Source organism: Paraburkholderia translucens (assembly GCF_020881035.1).
Classification (GTDB): Bacteria; Pseudomonadota; Gammaproteobacteria; order Burkholderiales; family Burkholderiaceae; genus Paraburkholderia; species Paraburkholderia translucens.
On sequence record NZ_JAJITC010000018.1, the window covers coordinates 33,659 to 53,816 of the forward strand.

Genomic DNA, 20,158 nt, shown 5'->3' on the forward strand with positions numbered 1-20,158 from the left:
GATGTTGATCAAAGACAAAGTTGGGCTTATCACGGGCGCCGGTTCCGGTATGGGCATGGCCGCAGCGCTGGAATTTGCGCGAGAGGGTGCCACAGTGGTTTTATCGGGGCGCACAGAAGATAAATTGCTTTCGGTTCGTGACCTCATCGTCTCTCAACGCGCTGTGCGGAAATCTATATCGCTGATGCAGCCTCGCGAGAGGCCAACGAAGCCCTGGGTCGAGCGCCGGGGTCGCCGCTTTGCGATGGCGCGCCCGTTCACCTGCCGCACACTGGAACTGCCGCGCCAGATCAGCGCGGTGTCGACTGAAGGCGAAACCTGCGAGCTGCCGGCGAATCTGGCCGATCACGCCGCGCGCTGACTGGTCCCCTTCGAGCGCTTGCGGGCAATAGCGCTCGACCGCCTCGCACGAGCCGACGCCCGCGTACCACGCGCGCAGCGTGGACAGGAAACCGGTATCGGGAAGGGAGGGTGGGGGCGGTACGTTCGGCATCGAAAGTTTATAGGCAGCGGGATGAAGGTAGCGTGACGACTGGGAGAGACGCGTTTTGTGAAACGCTGGTTTTTACGAAAAATGTATCCCTATCGATAACAAGCGTTTTGAGATGGCTTGCGAGCCGGTCGACAACGCTCGCGCCCCAGCCCTGTTTCTGCCGCCTCTCGAAAATATCGCGGGCTATCTGCCAGTACAACGCTACCGGCTCGCGATTCGCGCTGGCCACGGCGCGCCGCCGCTCATATCAATTCCTTTATACAGTACATAACTAGCCGTATTTTCGGCGTCAATATTGGCTTACCACCATCTTCGCTGACGCGACGCGTTGGCCATGTGCCAGATGGCTCGGGTCCTTCCATTTCCTCGTCTCCGGAGACTCCATGAGAAAAAAATACGCTCGAGCAGGGGCGCGCGCGCTGCGCCATGCGGTTGCGCTTCTGGCCACACTTGGCACCTATGCCGCCTTGAGCCCCACCGCCCTCGCCGCAGAGCCGATGGGCGTCGCGTTCGTCTACCTCGGCAACCCCGGCGACGCAGGCTGGACCTACGCACACGAACAGGGCGTGAAGGCCATCGAAACCAGGTTCGGCGACAAGATCAAGGTCACGCGCGTCGAAAATGTACCTGAGTCCGCCGACTCCGAGCGCGTGTTTCGCGACCTCGCGAGCAAGGGCAACAAGGTTATTGTCGGCTCGAGCTTCGGATTCCAGGATTTTGAACTGAAAACCGCGAAGGATTATCCCGACGTGATCTTCGAGCATGCAACCGGCTTCAAGAAGGCCGCGAATTTCGCGACCTATGACGTGCGAACATACCAGAGTGCATATCTGGCCGGACTCGTCGGCGGCTACACAACGAAGACCAATACGCTCGGCTTCGTCGCCTCGGTGCCGGTGCCGGAGGTGGTGCGCAATATCAACGCCTTCACGATGGGCGCGCGCTCGGTCAATCCGAACGCGAAAGTGAAGATCATCTGGATCAACAGCTGGTTCGATCCCGGCAAGGAAAAGCAGGCAGCCGAAACACTGATCGGACAAGGTGCGGATGTGCTGATCCAGAACACCGACTCGACGGCGACGATGCAGACGGCCGAGCAGAAGAAAGTGCACGCATTCGGTTGGGACTCGGACATGAAGAAGTTCGGCCCGAACGCGCAGCTGGGCGCATGCGTGAGCTACTGGGGCGTCTACTACTCGCACCTGATCGAACAGGTGCAATCAGGCACGTGGACCAACACGCCGACCTGGTGGGGGCTCAAGGAAAAAGCAATCGACCTCGCCGACATCAACACCGCAGCGGTGTCGCCCGCCGCGCAAAAAGCGCTGGCCCAAAAGCGCGACGAGATCATCGCCGGCAAATTCGATCCGTTCGCCGGACCGATCAGGGATCAGAGCGGCGCGATCAAGGTGGCAGCCGGCACGTCGCTGCCGGACAGCGAGTTGCTGCGGCTAAACTGGTTCGTGCAGGGCGTCGACGGCTCGTTGCCCAGGTAACTTGGCTAACACTGCTAAAACGGAGGGGACACCGTTTGGGCTCCGCCGGATTGCGCATCGAAAGCATGCGCCTCGGGCAGGCCCGAACCGGACATTTCTATCTAGCTCAAACCGGACATTACTAAATGGCTGTCACATACAATTGGGTGATAATTTGTATTATGTCAAATTAAGGGTTCGGAACTACCAGGATCGGACGCCAACGGGCACCCTACGCCTCGTCGATCATTGCTTCCGCGCGCACAAGACCTCTCACAACGAGCACCACGGCTGGCATTTCGACATCGTCACGATCCCAGTCGAGCGGCGCGTGCAGGTCGGCCGGCAGCAATCGGTTGTCGCGTAGCCGGTAGAAACTGGCGAGGATTTCAGGGGCATGACGTCCCTGAAACCCGAGGTCGCCAAAGGTCTGATCCTCGATCTCGACGAGTTCACGCCAGCACCATGCAACTTCATGCCCGTGGCTTCGCCTGGTGGTCTTGTGCCGGTCAACATAGCGCTGGGCAATGCGGACGACGAGTTGTTGCAGGTCCTGCTCCGCACGCTGAAGTGCCCGCACGGTTGCCGGACCAAACTCATCAGTGTCGCCGGTTTCCGAAGTTCGTGAGGTCGTGTCCCTTCTCAGCGGGCGGTATGCCGGGCGAGTTGCTGGCGGATGCGTGCCAGATAGTAGTCGCCAATCGAGTGGTCGGTGGCGTGATCCGAAGCGGCCACGTGCATGGCCGGACGGCGCACCCCCAGATAGCGGTAAAGCGCCGACACGAAAGGCTTGTGGGTCTGCCCAAGTTGCCGGGCAGCGCGTTCGACACGTGCATCACCCGCCTGCTGGCGAAGCCAAGCCAGCGCCTGGCGGTCGGCTTCGTTGACGATCCTCACGAGATGTTCCATGCTCATCGACCTGTATATAAGTACAGTACTGTTAATATATACAGGTATTCGGGAGGATGCAACGATACGGCGATGGGCCCGCGCCTCTCGATGGCCGCTGCGGGATGCTCCGCAGCGTCTTCCGCGTAGTGGCTGCGGGACAGCGGTTTGCAGGTTAAACTAAGTCCAGTAAACTAAGTTTATGGGTGCAATCATGCAGATCTACAACATCCATGATGCCAAGACCAATCTCTCGCGGCTCATCGAGGAAACCGTCAAGGGCGGCGAGCCGTTCGTGATCGCCAAGGCCGGCAAGCCGCTGGTCAAGGTTGTGCGCATTGATGTGGAACCCGGTAAATCGCCGCGGCGTATCGGCTTCATGAAGGGGCAGATCAAGGTGCCGGCTGACTTCGACACCATGGGCGCCGACGAGATCGCTGATATGTTCGAGGGCAAGGCAACGTGAAACTGCTGCTCGATACCCATCTCCTGGTGTGGGCCGCCGCCGATGATCCAGCCTTGCCCGCCGAAGCGCGGACAGCCATTGAGGATACCGAAAACATCGTGTACTTCAGTGTCGCGAGCCTGTGGGAGATCGTGATCAAGAGCACACTCGGACGAGACGATTTTCAGGTCGATGCGCGCGTGCTCCGCAGGAACCTGCTTGACGCCGGCTACGAAGAATTGTCCATTGAAGCCCAGCATGCATTCGAAGTCGCGGCCCTGCCACCCCTTCACAAAGATCCGTTTGATCGGCTGCTCGTTGGCCAGGCGATGGCGGAAGGCATCCTGTTGCTGACTCACGATGAACAGATAAAGCGATACGACTTTGCTCCGGTGCGGTACGTCTAGCTCTGACGACGAGTAACCCGGAAGCAGTGGCTGCAAGGGGGACGCGCTTATCTATCGACGCGGCACTTTCGCTATTGGTGAGCCCAGAGCGAGATTGACAGTCAGCTTGTGCGTGGTGAACCGCCTGTGACGATATTTCTCCTGGTCTTTTGCAAATTCCGCTTCGCCCGGAGATCCTTCCCACAACCCGAGAATAACCACGTCGTCACCCTCCGCAATACCATCCAGCCATTTGCTATTGTTCGACTGTCTCGGGACGCAGCGTTCAGGAGACTCCTCAGGCGATTCTCGAAATCCGGCGCATTCTTCGCGAGGATATTGACGCGTTCGATACTCATGGCGTGTCGGGAGACGCTTGCGGAAGAACCGTGGCGGAACATCAGACCCGGTGAATGACCAACGAGGAACCACGGCGGGTCCACGTCATCCTGCGCGAAAGAACACACGACCGAATCCATGCGCGTTCAACGCCTCTATCGCGAACCGTTCAGCCTGTTGCTCCTGTCACGATCAGACCGGCGGCCAGCCGCGACTGGCAGCGACAACCACGCACTGCAGATTCACTGGGCGCCCTCGCATATCTCGAAGTCGATATGACGGGATGACGCGGCCCTCTCCCATGACAACGTCGGCAATCGGAACGGCTCAGCCCGCACGATTGTGACGGCAGTCAATGGTGCGCCTCTGATCGGCGCCACACGGGTGTGGACCGAGGCGCGCGTCCACTTCGCGGCGGCCATGACGCTGCTGTCCGCGGGAACGCCGATGTTCTTTATGGGAGAGCAAGTGGGCGCGGCGAAGCCCTATCGCTATAGCGACTTCCTCGACAACAGGGAAGACATCGCCGGCCTCGCGGCGGGCTCCGGTACACGGCTTTTCGCCTTTTACACCGCGCTCGTCGGGCTCAGCGTCAAGCACGGCGCGTTCCGTTCGAGAAGCATCGAGGTCTCGGTCATCCATGACATCAATCGCATCATCGCGTTTCACCGCTGGGACGACGCCGGCGAGTTTCTGGTGATCGGTTCACTCGGCAACGCGCCGTATGAATCTGGCTATTGGATAACCGGCGATCGTCTTCGCAATACCTCATGGCGCGAAGTATTCGGCAGTGACGCGATCGAGTACGGCGGCCAGAATGTCGGATTCAGCGTGCGCCACACGCTGACCGGTCTCGCGATTCACCTTGCCTCCGCGATCCTTTGAGCGGCGCTGTTTGAGATGCTGGTCGAGCGGATCGCGGGCGCGGGTCCGCAACGACGGCCGGCGGCGGCCGCGACCGCGATGACCGCGTACGTGGTTGACTACAAGGTTGTGCCCGCGCGCCTCACGCCGGGCTTTGAGGCGCACCTGTCGCAACGCTCGCGACGCGCCCTCTATGTCGCGCTCGGCTATGGCCTGGTCGCGGCCGCATTGCTGCGGCGACGGAGGGCGTGAGATGGTGGCTAAAGAGGAGCGACCCGTCGTCAGTCGAACAAGGGTCGCCTCAAGCCCCTTTGAGAACGCTGTCCCCTTGCTCCGCAACCCGAGGACATCCGGAGTATAGGAAGCCGCGCTGAACGCCGGACTGTCCGGAAGGCTGCGTGCGGACATTGCGGCATGGCGCCTGCGCCATCGTGGCGCGGCGGGCTCCTGAGCAGCCAGCGGCCGACCGCTCAGCGAGGGTCACGCCGCGCGTCAGTCGCGGCCGGTCATTTCCGGCGCAATCGAAGCATGATTCAGCAGCCCCACCAACGCGACGCCGCCCACCACGTTGCCCAGCAACGTCGGCGCAAAAAAGCGCCACGAGTAATCCTGGATTGCCGCTTGCCCGCGCAGCACCGCATAGGCAGCTTCGACGGAGCCCGCGATTACGTGGGACAGATCGCACACCGCGACCACGTACGTAAGCAACGCAACGATCAGCACGGCGGCGGATTTCGCGCTCGGCAGCAGCCATACCATCAATGCGATTAGCCAGCCCGCGAGCACCGCTTTCAACGTGGTCGAAAAGAATGCCGACTCGTAAGGCGCCTGCGCGAGATGATCGAGGAACGGTGCGAACTTGTGCGCGAATGAAGTCGGCAGCGTGAGAATCCCCGCGAAGCACCAGGTGCCGGCAATGTTAGCCGCGAGCACGATCAACCAGAGCCGTAGCGCGGTCCCGGCGACTGGCAGGCTGCGTCGCGTGAGGACTGGAAGCAGGACGGTCAGCGTGCTTTCTGTAAATAGCTGCTGGCGCCCGAGCACGACGATGATGAAACCGACGCAGTACCCGGCGGCGCCAGTCAGCGAGACACCTTCGTGGCCTGACGCGCTCTTGCTCTCCAGTACTGCCTCCGTGAGGAACGAAAAGCCCATCGATAATCCGGCTGCCAGTGCGGACCATAGCAATGCAAGTGGCTTGCGCCCGAGCGCAGCCTCGCCTTCCTCGCGAATGATTTCGTGAATCACCAGCGCGCGCGGCGAGCTGTGCGCGGACGCCTGGTCGCGCTCTTTGTCGTCCAGGTGTGGCGACGCGTGACCTGCGGCCCGTTCGTCTGCAGTATCGGGCTGGCTCGACATGGCAAAACTCCTCGTTGACTGGGCCAGCGCTGCGCACGCGGCGTGCCCGGTCGCCTCCGCTGCCCGGAGGTTCGCGCAGACGCGCCATTTTCGCGAGACCGGTCCGGTGCCGCAAGTGAGACACATTTGGGCACACCGGTTGCGGCGCTACGGGCTCGCTTTCACTTTTTTCTGGAGCTCGAAATGCCACAGCGGAAAACGGTGGACGATCTGTTCGTTCACATGCTTTCCGATATTTACAGTGCCGAGAAGCAGTTGACGCACGCGCTGGCAAAACTGTCCCGCGCGGCTTCCGACCTGACGCTAAGCGAGGCCTTCAAGACTCATCTTGAAGAAACGCAGGGACAGGTCGAACGTCTCGACCAGGTAGTCGAATCTGCCAACATCCGCCTGAAGAGAATGAAGTGCGTCGCGATGGAAGGACTAATCGAAGAAGGCCAGGAGCTGATCGACGAGATCGAAAAAGGCCCGGTGCTGGATGCGGGTCTCGTCGCCGCCGCGCAGAAAGTCGAACACTACGAGATCGCCGCGTACGGTAGCCTTTGCGCGATCGGCAGGCAGCTCGGCTTCACCGAAGCTATGAAGCTGCTGAAAGAGACGCTCGAGGAAGAAAAAGCAACCGACCTAAAGCTCACGCAGTTCGCGGAACGGGCGGGCAACGCGAAGGCGAAGCAATAGTAAGCGGACCGGAAGAAGCGCAGGTGTAAGGATCGAATTATTTGCCTGCGCTCTTTACCGCCGGCCCGCGCCGCCGCAAGTTAATCAGTTTCGGGCTGGCGTTTGACGTCGCCAGCGACGGACGCGGCAAGGGCGCAGTTTTTGCGGTCGGGCTGCCGCAAGCATTTCCCTCTATCGGCTGAAAACTGCCGGCCGTCGCGCGCGGGGCTCCACCGGTACCTGCGGCTTCGAGACCGTGTCGAAGGCTTGGTCGAGGCATTCCGCCTTCATAGCTGCTTCTCCACAGCTCGGCCACTCAACGCATTTGACCCGGAACTGTGCATCAGCCGACAGATAGGCGCAGCAGCGCTACGGCTTCATCACGACCTTGATGCAGCCGTCTTCTTTATCACGGAACACCTTATACATGTCGGGCCCCTTCTCGAGCGGTACCGTGTGCGTAATCACGAACGACGGATCGATCTGCCCTTCCTGAATTCGCTTCAGCAAATCGTCGGTCCAACGGTTCACATGCGTCTGCCCCATGCGGAACGTCAGCCCTTTGTTCATTGCTGCACCGAATGGAATCTTGTCGATCAGCCCGCCATATACGCCTGGAATCGATAACACTCCCGCCGGACGACACACATACATCATTTCGCGCAGCACGTGTGGCCGGTCCGTCTCGAGCATCACCGCCTGCTTTGCGCGGTCATAAAGCGCATCGAACGAACGCGTCGCATGCGACTCCATCCCGACCGCATCGATGCACTTTTCCGGCCCCTTGCCATTCGTAAGTTCTTTCAGTCGCTCGAGCACGCTCTCGTCGTCGAAATTGATCGTGATCGCACCGGCCGTCGCCGCCATCGCGAGGCGTTCCCGTACATTATCGATCACCACCACCTGTTTCGCGCCGAGCAGGATCGCGCTGCGAAGCGCGAACTGCCCGACCGGCCCAGCGCCCCAGATCGCAACCGTATCGGTCGGCTCGATCTCGCATTGAACCGCCGCCTGCCAGCCGGTCGGCAGAATGTCGCCGAGAAACAGCACCTGCTCGTCGGTAAGTCCGTCCGGTACCTTGACCGGCGTGAAGTCGGCGAACGGCACGCGGACATACTCGGCCTGCCCTCCCGGATAGCCGCCCGTCAGATGCGAATAGCCGAACAGTCCCGCTGTCGCGTGGCCAAAGACCTTGTCGGCCATTTCCTTGTTTCGATTTGAACGTTCGCATACCGAATAGAAACCGCGTCGGCACTGATCGCACTCGCCGCAGGCGATCGTGAATGGCACGACCACGCGATCTCCGAGCTTCAACCGCGAGTTGCCGGGACCGACCTCCACCACTTCGCCCATGAATTCGTGGCCGAGGATGTCGCCCGATTTCATCGACGGCATGAAGCCGTCGAACAGATGCAGGTCCGACCCGCAGATCGCGCAGCTCGACACCCTGATAATCGCATCACGCGGATGCTCGATGACCGGGTCCGGAACATTATCGACGCGGACGTCTTTCTTGCCGTGCCAGCAAAGGGCTTTCATTGTCGTGCTCCATAGGTGACAGGCCCATTGCGCGGGCCAATACGTGTGACGGTGCTCAGGCAAGCGCGCCGGTTCGTGACGAGCGGTGTACGCCGCGACGCGCTCGCGACCAGCGGCGCAAACGAAACGCAGCCGCTCTCAGCCGAGCAACGGACATGCCGCACGTCTGTGTGAAATGGTTTTGTTTCGGACGGGATCGTTATTTGCTCGATGAGGACGAGTCCTTCAACGCAGAGGCCAACCGATGAGCACTCCGGAGCAGGTCGTGTCCTTCCTGAGCTCGCGAGGTCGCAAACTCGCGACTGCCGAGTCTTGCACTGGTCGCCAGATCGCGTCGTAGCTCGCGGGCGTGCCTGGTAGCGGCGCGTGTCTCGACGTGGGCTTCGTCAGCTACTCGCCATCGGGCAAAGCCGGTTTTCCCGGCGTCCAGCACAGCACGATGGTACGCTGGGGGCTCACCAGCGAAGCGGTAGCCCGCGAGATGGCCGAAGGCGCGCTGCGTCAGGAAGGCTGTTGCGCGGACATTGCGGTAGCGAGCACCGGTCTCGCCGACAGCGGCCCGCAGGACAACACCGGTAACGAACCGCCGGCTGGCACCCAGTGCTTCGCGTGGTCATTCCGTCTGCAGGACGGCGACGAACTGAAGACGTTCACCTACCCCCCCCCCGCTTCACCGGCGACAGAAACGACGTCCGTTCGCAGGCCGCGCTGTACGCGCTGTCGCTCGTCGAGCACTACTTTGACCAACGCCCGCGCAATGCGCGGGAACACCAGCCTGGAAGTGCACGATAACCCTGCTCTCCTCTCCAGATACTGACGCCTGGCATCAGGCAGTGATCCGCGAACTCGGCGTCGAACACGACTTCGACGCCGCCCACGAGCGCGAACGCCGTGTCGCGTTCCTAGGCGACTATCTTGCGTCGCAAGGCTTGCGTACGTATGTGCTCGGCATCAGCGGCGGCGTCGATTCGTCGACGGCTGGGCGGTTGGCACAGCTCTCGGTGGAACGGCTGCGTGCGCGCGGCTACGAGGCGAAGTTCGTCGCGGTGCGCCTGCCGTACGGGACCCAGCGTGACGAGGAGGACGCGGCGGCCGCGGTCGCGTTCATTCGGCCGGACGAAACGCTGACGGTCAACATCAAGGACCCGTCGGACGCAATGCTGTCCACGCTCAAGCGCGGCAACGTGCAATACCTCGACAACTTTCAGGAAGACCTCGTGCTCGGCAACATCAAGGCCCGGCAACGGATGGTCGCGCAATACACGATTGCGGGCGCCGGCGATCCGAATGCTCAATGACCGTGACGCGGTCGGTCATCGCGAAAATGCGGTCTGCCAATATCCTGCCGGCGCGCGTCTGATCTGTCCGATCATCGACCGGAAGGCAACCTCATGAAACTGTATAGCTACTTTCGCAGTTCGGCCTCGTACCGCGTGCGCATCGCGCTGAACCTCAAGGGCCTGTCATACCACTACCTACCCGTTCATCCCGTGCGCAATGGCGGAGAGCAGCTTGCGCCGTCGTTCCAGGAAACGAATCCATCTGAGCGCCCCGTCACTGTCGCCGCCCTATACTGCACCAACGACGACAGCGCCAGGCGCGGCAGCAAGCGTTCGCCGAAGGCAAGGATGCGGCACGGCAGGTGAGCCGCTTGGCGCGGCGAGGAGCGTTCCATGGCCACTGATATCAAGGGTGAGGATCGAGGGCGGCAACTGTTGCCGTTTCGCGAGTCGGTGCTGGCGATGTTGGGCGTCGCGTCGGTGTCAATGCTGATCGCGCTCGACCAAACCATCGTTGGCACCGCGATGCCGCGCATCGTCGCGGAACTCAGGGGTTTCGAACTATATGCATGGGTCGCAACGGCCTACATGCTCGCGTCTGTGATCACGATCCCGATCTTCGGGCGTCTTGGCGATCTGTTCGGCCGCAAGCCTTTCATGCTGGCCGCTATCCTCGTCTTCACCCTCGCGTCAGTGCTCTGCGGGCTGGCGACCAACATGCTGTTCCTCGTGCTGGCGCGGGGCCTGCAGGGCATCGGCGGCGGCATCATGTTGGGGACGATGTTCGCCAGCGTGGCCGACCTGTTTCCCGATCCGAGGCTGCGTCTGCGCTGGCTGGTGTTCGTCAGCTCGGCGTTCGGCCTGGCCAACATGGTCGGGCCAACGCTTGGCGGCTTGCTGACCCAGCATGGCGGCTGGCGGCTCGTGTTCTTCGTCAATGTGCCGGTGGGTGTCGTGGCGTTTTTCTTCGTGCGCGGTTTTCTGCCGCATCTGCGGCACGCCCGCGAAGGCGCGCGACTGCATCTCGACTGGCTTGGCGCTTTCGTCGTCGCCGTTACGTTCGGTGCGCTGCAACTGACGATCGAGCTTTTGCCGAGACAAGGATGGACTACATCGACGATCGCGCTTGGCGCAATTGCAGTGGTCTGCTCGCTGACGCTGTTTTTCTGGGAAAAGCGCATGGGCTATCCGATCATCCCCGTCGACATGCTGCTCGACCGCAAGCTCGGTGTGCTGTTTGCGATGTCTGTGCTCGCCGGGTTCGCGCTGTTCTCGCTGGTTTTCTACGTGCCGTTGCTGTTCCAGGGCGGCTATGCAATGACGCCGCGCGCCTCGGGCATGCTCATCACGCCGCTCCTCCTGGGGACGACGGTCGGTAGCGTTGTGAACAACCGCCTGATCACGCGCATCCGGCGCGCCAACGCTGTGCTCTACATTGGATTTGCGTTGACCGCGTTCGCGAGTCTCACGGTGATCGCACTGCGAGGTAGCGAACCACGTCTCGTTTGGATCGCGTGCATGGGTGCCAGCGGCCTGGGGTTAGGCCTCGTGGGGACGAGCCTCACGATCTGCTCGCAGCAGATCGTCTCGCGAGACCATCTCGGCGCTGCCACCGCTCTGCTGCAGTCGCTGCGTACGTTCGGCGGCATGCTGGGCACAGTGATGACAGGGGCGCTACTTGGCCATCTGTACACGGTGGCCGTGCGTCGCTCGCTGGACTCGTACGAGGCGACGCAGTGGTTCAAGTCGTTTGCCAGCCCGGAGCTGCTGGTGGATCGCGCCGAGCAGGCCGCGCTGGTCAATCGCCTCGTAAGCGCTGGCCACGCGGGTGACGCGATGATCGGCTCGGCGCGCAGTGCGCTCGTGGATTCGATCCACGTGGGCCTCACCGTTGCTGCCGTGGCCGCATTGGTGGGCCTTTGTCTCGCGTGGTTCGTGCCGCCAATACGGGTTGGCTATCCGGAAGTGCAGCCGCAAAACGGATGACGAAAGGCCCGTTTGCGTCGGCTACCAGGCAGGCCACCGGCCACGACTCCTGCTAGCCCTGCCGCGGCGATACCGCGCGGCGCGTCGCAGATTCGCCGCCAACGGCGCACGCGTGCAGGCTCGCCCGCGAGATCAAGCTCGCGGGGTTCGGTGTACGCGGATCACGATGTGATCGAGCGAAAGAGACGTGCGGGACAAAATCCCCGATTGGAAAGTGCCATCCTGGCGGCCCTCGCTCTCGAGAACAAGAATATATTTGAGCTATGGATATGTGCGTTGATGCTGTCCCGATCGGACAATCCGTTTAATGCAGGCGCGGCTGGCGGCCGCTCGATTCATGTCATTTGTTTATCCGAATTTCTTCCTTTTCGTCTGTTCTGACGCACACGCGAGGGTGACGCGCGCCAAATGCCGATGCGGCAATTCGATATCGAAAGAAATTGGATCGGAGAGGGGCGTGTCGGCGTTAGCATGAACGCCCTTGCCCTTCCGGCCGGATCCGCATTCTGAATAGTCTTGCAAGCGGTCGCTAAGTCCAGCGCCGCGTGTCTGTTACGTCGCCTCACCGCCAGGGCGCCATCGACTGGAAGACACCGTCACGTCTGACCAGGGCGTGCAAAAGCGCCGCTGCCAGATGCAGCACGATCAGCGCAAAGAAGCACAGCGCGAGCGTGCGGTGCGCGTTCCAGAGCAACGTGTGCAACCCATTGCTATGCGGCAGGATGAATGGCAAATGTATCCCGAACACCATGACGGGATACTCCGCGGCCGACAGCATGCCCCATCCGATCAGCGGAAGCGCAATCATCAGTATGTAAAGCGCGAGATGCGACAGGTGGGCGGCGAGTTTCATCGGTTCCGGCATCGACGCCGGCAGCGGCGGCGCGCCGCGCGTCAACCTGATCACCAGGCGGATCAGCGCCAGCACGAGAATCACGATACCTAGCGGCTTGTGCATGGACACCAGCGAAAGATAATCGGGGTGAATGGTGGACATCATCCCTACACCGATGAACAGCATCGCCAGAATGCAAACCGCCATGAGCCAGTGAAGAGCACGCTGCAGCGGTGTGAAGCGATCGTGGGTCGGGGTCATGGCGTGGCTCCTCCCGCCGGATGATGCGGATAGTATTTGTCCTCAGCGGTCCGCCGGTCGAACGATACGGAATAGGCGGCTGAGCGCGCGGCGGGAAACGGATCATCCGAGACGCGCATGCCGGACGGCAGGACGGTGGGATCGAAGTTGAGATCTCGACACGGCCCGTCAACCTCGGGTTCAATGGCGTCGACCACCAGCGAACCCGCTTCCACCTTGCGTCGATCTTCCGGCCAGGCTTTGCTGGGGTCGGCGCTCGGGTCGCCGGGATTGGCGACCGTGACGACCAGTGTCCATCGTTGCGGCGCGCTGTGCACCCGCTGGGTAATGTCTGCGGCGAGGAAGTCGGCGCCACGCTCCTTCAACTGGTCGACGGATACGGCTTCGGGCGACGCGGCTGGCACGAAGGACCAGCGCACCGCCTGGTCCTGTCCCGCAGCGTTGGTGAAGATGAAGCTATTGAGGCTGTTGTACCGCTCCTGCGCGTAAGAGCCGGTCCACGGCCCACTGCCGGCCCACGCGACAAAAGCGCCGAACTCCGGGTGCGCGGCGGCAAAATTCTTCATTGCGTCCGGGTCGCTTTTGTCGGCCGAGGCCTGAAGCAGAGCGTAGAAGGCTTCCGGCGTGGCGACCGGGAAGACGGGAGCGTTGATCATCGCCGAGCGCCATTCGCTTCCATCCGGCGCGACGATGCGCAGGCCGAGGCCCCGTACCCGAACCGTGGCGTCCGGCGCGTTGGGATCCGCCGTTGCGAGATTGAAGCGTCCCGTGACCAGAAACGAGCCAGGCGCGAACATTGGCGCCTTTGACAGGGCCGCAGCCGCGCCGTTCGATTCGAAGCTGCCGGTAAAGCAGATGCCCTTGGCGTGATTGCGCCGGTGGCCGAGAGCCGGGCCGCCCGGCGGCGCCAGAGCGTTGACGATCATTGCCGGTGTCAGGCGCCCCCGCGAGAGCCAGCCGGCCGTAAAGGCGAAGGCCGAGACCAGCGCGACCACGACGACTGCGATCAGGACCAGCGAACGGACTGTGGACGCGTGGGATGTCGGTCTGTCGGCCATCAATCTCTCCCGATCAATGATTCGGATAAATCTAGCAGGACCTCGACAAAAGTGCCATATGGACACCGCCCGGCTTGCCATCCCGGGCTGACCCGCGAATGTCTGCTCTGGCCATAGGAGTTCCCCCCGGTGTGGCTTAGAACATCGTTGTATTGACGGTTCATGACAGATCTTTAGCGTTGAATGTGATTGAGAAGTCGCCTACAAATCGAACCGGAAACCCAACATCCATTCGCGCGTGCGCTATGTGCAGAGCGTTACAGACGCATCTAATTCAGGGTACGACGGCTCTATAGCGCAGACTTATCGTCACCCGATCGACATTAATTGTTTCGCTCTTCACTCGCCCGCAGGCGGCGTAGCAGGACGTGATTGACCTGGTGCGACCAACATCAACGTCAAGCGAAACCAGCTTTACTTCTGGCTGACCCGTCATGCGGAATCACGCTGACGCGGCGGACGCCCAAATGGCGCAGCCGGAAGCAAGACGCCGGAAGCAAAGAGTGATCGCCGGCTGCATCCGGATCGGGACCTTTCGCGCATAACCCAATGCAGAAGGGGAAGGTCAATGTCGGGTTGGCGATTCGTACCGCTGGTAGCCGTGCTCGTCCTGCTTTCAGGCGAGAGTTGGGCGAAGCCGTATGTACCCGAAAGTGACGAAGTGGTGCTCGAACACCTCCCAGAAAAAAACGATCCGGCGCTTGCGCAGCTCAAGCGCATGCGCGCGGCGCTGATGATGAACCCGCGCGATCTCAACCTCGCGGTGTCCGTCGTGCGTCGCGCTCTCGAAGCGGGGCGGAGGCTGGGCGATCCGCGCTTTTTCGGTCAGGCGCAGGCGGCGCTGGCGCCGTGGTGGGGGGCGGAGGATGTGCCGCCGACTGCGCTATTGCTTCGCGCTACGCTCAAGCAAAGCCAGCATGATTTCGAAGGCTCGCTCACCGATCTGGATCGGTTGCTGGCCGCGCATCCAGCGTTCGCGCAGGCGCGACTGACGCGCGCCACAGTGCTCAGCGTGCGCGGTCGCTACGCGGACGCGCGGCATGATTGCGAGCAACTGAAGGGATACGTTGCGCCGATCGTCTTCATTGGGTGCGATGCGACACCGGCGAGCCTGACCGGCAACGCAGCGGGCGCATACGGGGCGCTCGTACAGGTGCTTGCGCAAGGTGCCGGCAATCTGGATCTACGGGAGTGGGCGTTGACGCTCGCCGCGGAAATTGCCGCTCGCCGCGGCGACTTTGGTGCAGCCGAGCGACATTTCCGCGACGCACTTGCGCTCGACCCGCATGACGCTTATCTGCAGGGGGCATACGCCGACTTTTTGCTGGATCGCGGTCGTCCGCGAGAGTTGCTGCCGCTTTTGCGTGATGCTACGAAAAACGACATGCTACTGCTTCGTTTAGTGCTGGCCGAGCAACAGTTGCCGGAATTGCGCGAGTCATTCGCGGCGCACCGTGAGGATCTCTCGGCACGCTTTGACGCCGCGCGTCGCCGCGGCGATAGCCTGCATCGCAGGGAGGAGGCGCGCTTTCGACTCACAGTGGAACATGACGTCAAAGCAGCACTCATTCTCGCGCGCGATAACTGGTCGGTCCAGCGCGAGCCGTCGGACCTGCGGATTCTGATCGAAACCGCGCGTGCGGCTGGCGATGCCGATGCCCTAAAGATCGCATCCGATTGGGTGGCCGCAATGCATCTCGAAGATGCGGCGGTCGTCACGCTGCTGCAGGTACGGCAATGAGACGGGTCATCCTCGCCTTGGCGCTCACGTTGCTGATAGCGCCCGCATTTGCGCATAAGGCAAGCGACGCGTACCTCACGCTGGAGCGCAGCGGGCAAGCGCTGCGCGGTCAGTGGGATATCGCGCTACGCGATCTCGACAACGCGCTTGGGCTCGATGCGAACGGCGACGGAGACATCACGTGGGGTGAGGTACGTGCGCGAAAGCGCGATATCGCGGCATACGCGTTTGCACACCTACAGGTGTCATCGGCCGGCAAGCTTTGTGCGCTTGAACCGATAGGGCAACTAATCGATTCGCACACCGATGGCACGTATGCGGTGCTGACGTTCAGAGGAGAATGTCCGCGGGCGAGCCCAACACTTTCTATCGATTACCGGCTGTTCGAAGGCCTCGATCCCCAGCATCGGGGACTTCTCAACTTCGTCGAGAACGGCCAGAGCCGAAGCGTCGTATTTAGCGCTGACGCGCCTCACCGCATTATCGGTAGCGATACCGGCGGGCCGTTGACGCAGTTCGCGATATATCTGAACGAAGGCGTCTGGCACATCTGGACCGGCTACGATCACATCCTGTTCCTGCTTTCGCTGCTGCTACCCGCGGTGCTGATTCGCGAGGGCGGGGCATGGCAGCCGGGCGCATCGTTTCGCCAGGCATTCATCGATGTCACCAAGGTTGTGACCGCGTTTACAGTGGCGCACTCGATCACACTCACACTCGCGGCGCTGTCGATCGTCACACTGCCTTCGCGGCTCGTTGAATCGGGCATCGCCTTGTCGGTAGTGCTGGCGGCGCTGAATAACCTGTTTCCGCGCGTGGCGAACGGACGCTGGATGGCGGCGTTTGGCTTCGGGCTGCTGCACGGATTGGGCTTTGCCGGCGCGCTGCACGACCTCGGCTTGCCGGCCGGTTCGCTTGCGCTGTCGCTTGCCGGATTCAATCTTGGCGTCGAAGCAGGGCAACTTGCCATCGTGTCCGTTTATCTGCCACTGGCGTTCTCGTTGCGAGCAACCTGGACATATCAGCGCGTGGTGCTTGGCGGCGGCTCAGCGGTGACCGCGACCGTCGCCATGATCTGGCTACTCGAACGTGCACTCAACGTGGCGATATTTAGCTCGTTGGGCGCCCGGTTGTAACTTGAAGGAGGACATCATGACATCTATTGCCCGCATCATGGGAGCCGTCACGCTTTGCGTTGCGGCGCTTTGGAGCAGTGGAACGCTTGCTGCCAGTCACCGCGAGGCTCCCCTGATTGCGAACGACCCGACCGCCGACAACACCGACTTTTACATGTTCCGGAGTTGGACGAACCCTAACAATGTCGTTTTCATTTTGAACGTGATTCCCATGCAAGACCCTTCCGCCGGGCCGAATTATTTCAATTTCGGCGATGACGTGATTTATCGGATCAACGTCGACACCAAGGGCAATGGCAAGGCCGACGACCTGGTCTATGAAATCCGCTTCAAGACCGAATTGCGCGGGAATCTGGCGAACCTGCAACTGCCGCTGTCATATGCCGCGCTGCCGCCGATCACTGCGCTCGACGGCCCGGGCTCGGACGGTCTGATCCTGCGCCAGAGCTACACGGTGACGCAGGTGCGTCACGGCGAACGGACCAACCTGGGTACCCAAACGATGTTCGCGGTCCCGTCCAACGTGGGACCCCTGACGATGCCCAACTATGAGGCGCTAGCCGCGCAGGGTATCTACTTGCTTGCGAACGGCGGCAAGGTCTTCGCCGGTCAGCGCGGTGAGACGTTCTACATCGATCTGGGCGCAGTGTTCGACACCGTGAATCCGCGCCGCACGCCACCTGTATTGACAGCGGCGGAGGACGCCAACGATCACGTGAATCCTTTTGGCAATGACGCGTTCTCCGGCTTCAACATCAGCACCATTGCGATCGAAGTGCCAATCAGCACGGTGACTTCCAAACCCAATGCCGTAATCGGCGCGTATGTGTCCACATTGCGTCAGGAAGGCCGCGAGATGGGCCGCGATGAGGACCATGCCGGACGTTGGGTGCAGGTGTCCCGCATGGGCAATCCACTCGTCAACGAACTGATCATCGGGACCGATACGAAAGACAAATGGAATGCGACCGATCCGGCCAACGAGGCGCAATTCGAGGGTTTCTATCTCAACTCCAGGCTAGCGAGCGCACTCAACTTGCGGTTCGGCTTGACGATTCCCACGACGAACCGGACCGATTTGGTCAACGTGCTTCTCAAGTATCCGTCCCAACCGCAGACTGGGACGTGCGGTGCACGCGATTGCTCGGAACTTCTGCGGCTAAATCTGGGGGTTTCTCCGACACCACCTGCGCAGCAGCGTCGCCTCGCCGTTCTTGCCGGGGACAACGCCGGTTGGCCCAATGGCCGGCGCCCGAACGACGACGTGACCGACATCGCGCTGCGGGTCATCGCAGGTCGGCTGACAGGGGCGCCGACGGGCAACCTGTTGCTGGGTGATGGCGTGAACTTCAACATCGGTGCCGAAGGCAGCAACTTGACTGGGAACGGTATTTACACCGTGTTCCCCTACCTGCCGACACCGCACGACGGGAGAAATCGCCGCCACATCGACTGCGGTGAAGCAGGTGCCAATCCCTGCTGAATGGTAATTGAGGTCCGCAGCGATCCGGCATGAGGTGTTCGCGGCGGTCGACAGTTGCACGAAACGTCACCAATGCCTAAGCGGAGACCCGGGCGGGCACTGTGATCTGGGAGATTGTACGCGCGGCGAGTTCGCGCCAGTCGTAGAGCGAAGTAAAGTCGTCACCAAAAAACGAAGTAAAGTCGTCAACGGCCGGTTTTGCATATCGCGCACGGCAGTTTTGGGGCGTCGATCACTGGAAGCCTCTCAAGCGCCGCCTCGCTACCTGCGCGACGGGCTACAGGTCGCAATCGTCAATGCCAAGGTGAAAGCTGCCTGCCATACGATTATGGAAATGTCGCGAGATAGCGATGCGATGCTCTTTGCGCATCGCTGGCTTCGTTGCAAAAGCGGGAGGAGATCGGGTCGCGTAAAGCGCGCCGCAGCGCGCACAACGATACGGCGAGCCCACAAGACGCGCGTTGATGATGTAGGGCGTCTCCTGCCCGCAATGCTGGCATTTCGTCTCAAGCTTCTGTCGGTGAGCGGGACAGCGGTTCTCACTGAACATCTGGTACGTCACGCTGTGATGACCAAGCAATGTGCATTGCCTGCAGTACCGGAAAACCGCGTGATGCCGTCCCCGCTGGCCAGCGTCAAGGAGTGAAGCGCGCAACACCTTGCCGGGCAGTAGGAGCATGCGCCTCAGATGCTTCAGATCAAGGGCAGCACGTATCGGCTCGACGCCTTCGTACGGGTCAACGTCCACACCCATCAGCCGGACCAGCGCGTGCGCGGGAAGTCCATTCGCACGCGCGAACTTCCACAGGATCGATATGATTGATTCGCCTGGCAACAGCCACCTCGCATCGAATATGAAGCCCAATGCCGGGGCGAGTCGTCGCTCGTCGAGATTAAGGATCGGGAAACGCGGCGCGATGAGCGCGGGCGCCTCCTTACGCGTGGACGAGGACACGGCCGGTTGCGTGGCGCGACTGGACATAACCGGAGTGGCGCACAGCGTGTGCCCATAACGACGGGTCCGGACAATACCCCGGAGCATCCCTCAGTTCGCTATCCTTAAGCACAATCTCGACGGCCCGTGCGAATGATTCCATCGGCGCCTCCAGACGGCCAGGCAGGGTCGCCCTGTGATGCGCGGCCTCGAAGGCATTCCACAGTACGGCCGCATCGCTGACAAGTCGATAACCTGCATCGAACGCCTGTGGCAGGTAGAACCTCGTGAAGCTCCACTGGCTGCCCTCGGGATAGGCGGTCTGGTCATAACCATTCAGACACGTGGCGACATCTTCGACATTGCGAATGCCATGGAAAGCAAGTTCTTCGACCATCAGGCGCGCGACGATCTGCGTCTTGCCCGCGATCTGCAGCGCGCTCTTCTGGGCGAGCAGCTCCTGCTGACCAACGAGGAACGTGAACAGCTTGATCTGCTGGCGGTCGAGTGCATCGTGTACGTCCCTCAGCCACTCGTATTCGTTTTCGTTGTAGCGTTGCGCCTCGTCGCAAAAAAGCAGAACCGTCCCGCTGCCAGCGCGCGCAGCTGCTTCCCCGATCCGCAGCGAAAGCCGCATGCGTTTTGCGGGGTTGGTGCCCGCGTTCGGATCATGATCGCCGACAGCTTCCAGCAGGTTTGAAAAGAACGGCCCTTCTGCGTGCCGCGGTTTGTGCTCGCACCGGGCGTGATAGCTCGTCACTTTGGGATATTCCCTGGCAAGCAGCAGACGCACGTATTCTATCGAACGCGTCTTGCCGATTCTCGGAGCGCCATAAATGAGCGCACCCGTCACGCGATAGCGAAGACAGCTCACGACGAGCTCGTAGAACGATTCGATAGCCGGTGTGGCAATCCGGTAGTTTCCGGTGACGAGCGGGTGCAGCGACGGATCGACTGGACGCGAGACCTGAATCGACATGCCTCCCTCCTGTGAGTGGC

20 protein-coding genes and 3 pseudogenes are annotated in these 20,158 nt (G+C 61.4%); 14 read left to right on the top strand and 9 right to left on the bottom strand.

Annotated elements, in window-relative coordinates; all coding sequences use genetic code 11:
* Window position 1 precedes the first annotated feature (1 nt).
* Complete coding sequence (locus LJ655_RS30410) at window positions 2-361, top strand: SDR family NAD(P)-dependent oxidoreductase (RefSeq protein ID WP_425605839.1); 360 nt, start codon at window positions 2-4, stop codon at window positions 359-361.
* A gap of 139 nt (window positions 362-500) precedes the next feature.
* On the opposite strand, the gene LJ655_RS25915 is transcribed toward LJ655_RS30410, so the two are convergent.
* Window positions 501-722, bottom strand: a complete 222-nt coding sequence (locus tag LJ655_RS25915) for a DUF1016 N-terminal domain-containing protein (protein WP_230564033.1) — start codon at window positions 720-722, stop codon at window positions 501-503.
* A gap of 154 nt (window positions 723-876) precedes the next feature.
* On the opposite strand from LJ655_RS25915, the gene LJ655_RS25920 reads away from it, so the two are divergent.
* Window positions 877-1,989 (top strand): BMP family ABC transporter substrate-binding protein, encoded by a 1,113-nt coding sequence (locus tag LJ655_RS25920; protein ID WP_230564034.1) that lies wholly within the window; start codon window positions 877-879, stop codon window positions 1,987-1,989.
* Between the two features lie 211 nt (window positions 1,990-2,200).
* Here LJ655_RS25920 and LJ655_RS25925 read toward each other — a convergent pair whose 3' ends face one another.
* Both LJ655_RS25925 and LJ655_RS25930 read right to left on the bottom strand, forming a co-directional pair.
* Window positions 2,201-2,548 carry a DUF2471 family protein gene (locus LJ655_RS25925; protein WP_230564035.1) on the bottom strand — a complete coding sequence of 116 codons (348 nt, stop codon included), beginning with the start codon at window positions 2,546-2,548 and terminating at the stop codon, window positions 2,201-2,203.
* Window positions 2,549-2,610: 62 nt separating this feature from the next.
* Window positions 2,611-2,877, bottom strand: coding sequence for a CppA family protein (locus LJ655_RS25930; protein WP_230564036.1), 267 nt, complete (start codon window positions 2,875-2,877; stop codon window positions 2,611-2,613).
* Between the two features lie 193 nt (window positions 2,878-3,070).
* Here LJ655_RS25930 and LJ655_RS25935 point away from each other — a divergent pair, with 193 nt between their 5' ends.
* From LJ655_RS25935 to LJ655_RS25950, 4 genes are all read left to right on the top strand, one after another.
* Entirely contained in the window at window positions 3,071-3,322 is a 252-nt protein-coding gene (locus tag LJ655_RS25935; protein ID WP_230564037.1) for a type II toxin-antitoxin system Phd/YefM family antitoxin, read from the top strand.
* Window positions 3,319-3,708: a type II toxin-antitoxin system VapC family toxin gene (locus LJ655_RS25940; RefSeq protein WP_230564038.1), complete on the top strand. Its 390-nt coding sequence runs from the start codon at window positions 3,319-3,321 to the stop codon at window positions 3,706-3,708. The genes LJ655_RS25935 and LJ655_RS25940 overlap by 4 nt, the downstream gene beginning before the upstream one ends.
* A 738-nt stretch (window positions 3,709-4,446) precedes the next feature.
* Entirely contained in the window at window positions 4,447-4,911 is a 465-nt protein-coding gene (locus LJ655_RS25945) for an alpha amylase C-terminal domain-containing protein (RefSeq protein ID WP_230564039.1), read from the top strand.
* 15 nt (window positions 4,912-4,926) lie between these two features.
* Window positions 4,927-5,142 carry a hypothetical protein gene (locus LJ655_RS25950; protein WP_230564040.1) on the top strand — a complete coding sequence of 72 codons (216 nt, stop codon included), beginning with the start codon at window positions 4,927-4,929 and terminating at the stop codon, window positions 5,140-5,142.
* Window positions 5,143-5,382: 240 nt separating this feature from the next.
* Here the strand turns inward: LJ655_RS25950 and LJ655_RS25955 are convergent, their stop codons facing one another.
* A complete protein-coding gene (locus tag LJ655_RS25955) occupies window positions 5,383-6,249 on the bottom strand; it encodes a formate/nitrite transporter family protein (RefSeq protein WP_230564041.1) in 867 nt (288 codons plus the stop codon).
* A gap of 183 nt (window positions 6,250-6,432) precedes the next feature.
* Here LJ655_RS25955 and LJ655_RS25960 point away from each other — a divergent pair, with 183 nt between their 5' ends.
* Entirely contained in the window at window positions 6,433-6,927 is a 495-nt protein-coding gene (locus tag LJ655_RS25960) for a YciE/YciF ferroxidase family protein (RefSeq protein ID WP_230564109.1), read from the top strand.
* A 348-nt stretch (window positions 6,928-7,275) separates the two neighbouring features.
* On the opposite strand, the gene LJ655_RS25965 is transcribed toward LJ655_RS25960, so the two are convergent.
* The gene (locus LJ655_RS25965) at window positions 7,276-8,445 is read right to left on the bottom strand and encodes a zinc-dependent alcohol dehydrogenase (RefSeq protein ID WP_230564042.1); all 1,170 of its coding nucleotides are present in this window, start codon (window positions 8,443-8,445) and stop codon (window positions 7,276-7,278) included.
* A 244-nt stretch (window positions 8,446-8,689) separates the two neighbouring features.
* Here LJ655_RS25965 and LJ655_RS25970 point away from each other — a divergent pair.
* From LJ655_RS25970 to LJ655_RS25985, 4 genes and pseudogenes are all read left to right on the top strand, one after another.
* Window positions 8,690-9,237: pseudogene (locus LJ655_RS25970) on the top strand (CinA family protein).
* Window positions 9,234-9,722: pseudogene (gene nadE / locus LJ655_RS25975) on the top strand (NAD(+) synthase); the annotation flags it as partial. The pseudogenes LJ655_RS25970 and nadE, both read left to right, overlap by 4 nt.
* A 114-nt stretch (window positions 9,723-9,836) precedes the next feature.
* A pseudogene (locus LJ655_RS25980) lies at window positions 9,837-9,983 on the top strand (glutathione S-transferase N-terminal domain-containing protein); the annotation flags it as partial.
* Window positions 9,984-10,118: 135 nt separating this feature from the next.
* The gene (locus LJ655_RS25985) at window positions 10,119-11,711 is read left to right on the top strand and encodes an MDR family MFS transporter (protein WP_230564043.1); all 1,593 of its coding nucleotides are present in this window, start codon (window positions 10,119-10,121) and stop codon (window positions 11,709-11,711) included.
* Window positions 11,712-12,273: 562 nt separating this feature from the next.
* On the opposite strand, the gene LJ655_RS25990 is transcribed toward LJ655_RS25985, so the two are convergent.
* Both LJ655_RS25990 and LJ655_RS25995 read right to left on the bottom strand, forming a co-directional pair.
* Window positions 12,274-12,807: a cytochrome b gene (locus LJ655_RS25990; RefSeq protein ID WP_230564044.1), complete on the bottom strand. Its 534-nt coding sequence runs from the start codon at window positions 12,805-12,807 to the stop codon at window positions 12,274-12,276.
* Entirely contained in the window at window positions 12,804-13,865 is a 1,062-nt protein-coding gene (locus LJ655_RS25995; RefSeq protein WP_230564045.1) for a catalase family peroxidase, read from the bottom strand. Before LJ655_RS25995 ends, LJ655_RS25990 begins: the two co-directional genes overlap by 4 nt.
* Window positions 13,866-14,433: 568 nt before the next feature.
* Here LJ655_RS25995 and LJ655_RS26000 point away from each other — a divergent pair.
* Genes LJ655_RS26000 through LJ655_RS26010 form a run of 3 tightly spaced genes read left to right on the top strand, consistent with a single transcriptional unit; the run spans window position 14,434 to window position 18,225 of the window.
* Window positions 14,434-15,606, top strand: coding sequence for a tetratricopeptide repeat protein (locus LJ655_RS26000; RefSeq protein WP_230564046.1), 1,173 nt, complete (start codon window positions 14,434-14,436; stop codon window positions 15,604-15,606).
* A complete protein-coding gene (locus LJ655_RS26005) occupies window positions 15,603-16,742 on the top strand; it encodes a HupE/UreJ family protein (protein WP_230564047.1) in 1,140 nt (379 codons plus the stop codon). The genes LJ655_RS26000 and LJ655_RS26005 overlap by 4 nt, the downstream gene beginning before the upstream one ends.
* Before the next feature lie 16 nt (window positions 16,743-16,758).
* Window positions 16,759-18,225 carry a DUF4331 domain-containing protein gene (locus LJ655_RS26010; RefSeq protein WP_230564048.1) on the top strand — a complete coding sequence of 489 codons (1,467 nt, stop codon included), beginning with the start codon at window positions 16,759-16,761 and terminating at the stop codon, window positions 18,223-18,225.
* 277 nt (window positions 18,226-18,502) lie between these two features.
* On the opposite strand, the gene LJ655_RS26015 is transcribed toward LJ655_RS26010, so the two are convergent.
* Both LJ655_RS26015 and LJ655_RS26020 read right to left on the bottom strand, forming a co-directional pair.
* Complete coding sequence (locus tag LJ655_RS26015; protein ID WP_230564049.1) at window positions 18,503-19,180, bottom strand: hypothetical protein; 678 nt, start codon at window positions 19,178-19,180, stop codon at window positions 18,503-18,505.
* Window positions 19,161-20,138, bottom strand: coding sequence for an AAA family ATPase (locus tag LJ655_RS26020; protein ID WP_230564050.1), 978 nt, complete (start codon window positions 20,136-20,138; stop codon window positions 19,161-19,163). Before LJ655_RS26020 ends, LJ655_RS26015 begins: the two co-directional genes overlap by 20 nt.
* Window positions 20,139-20,158: the final 20 nt, after the last annotated feature.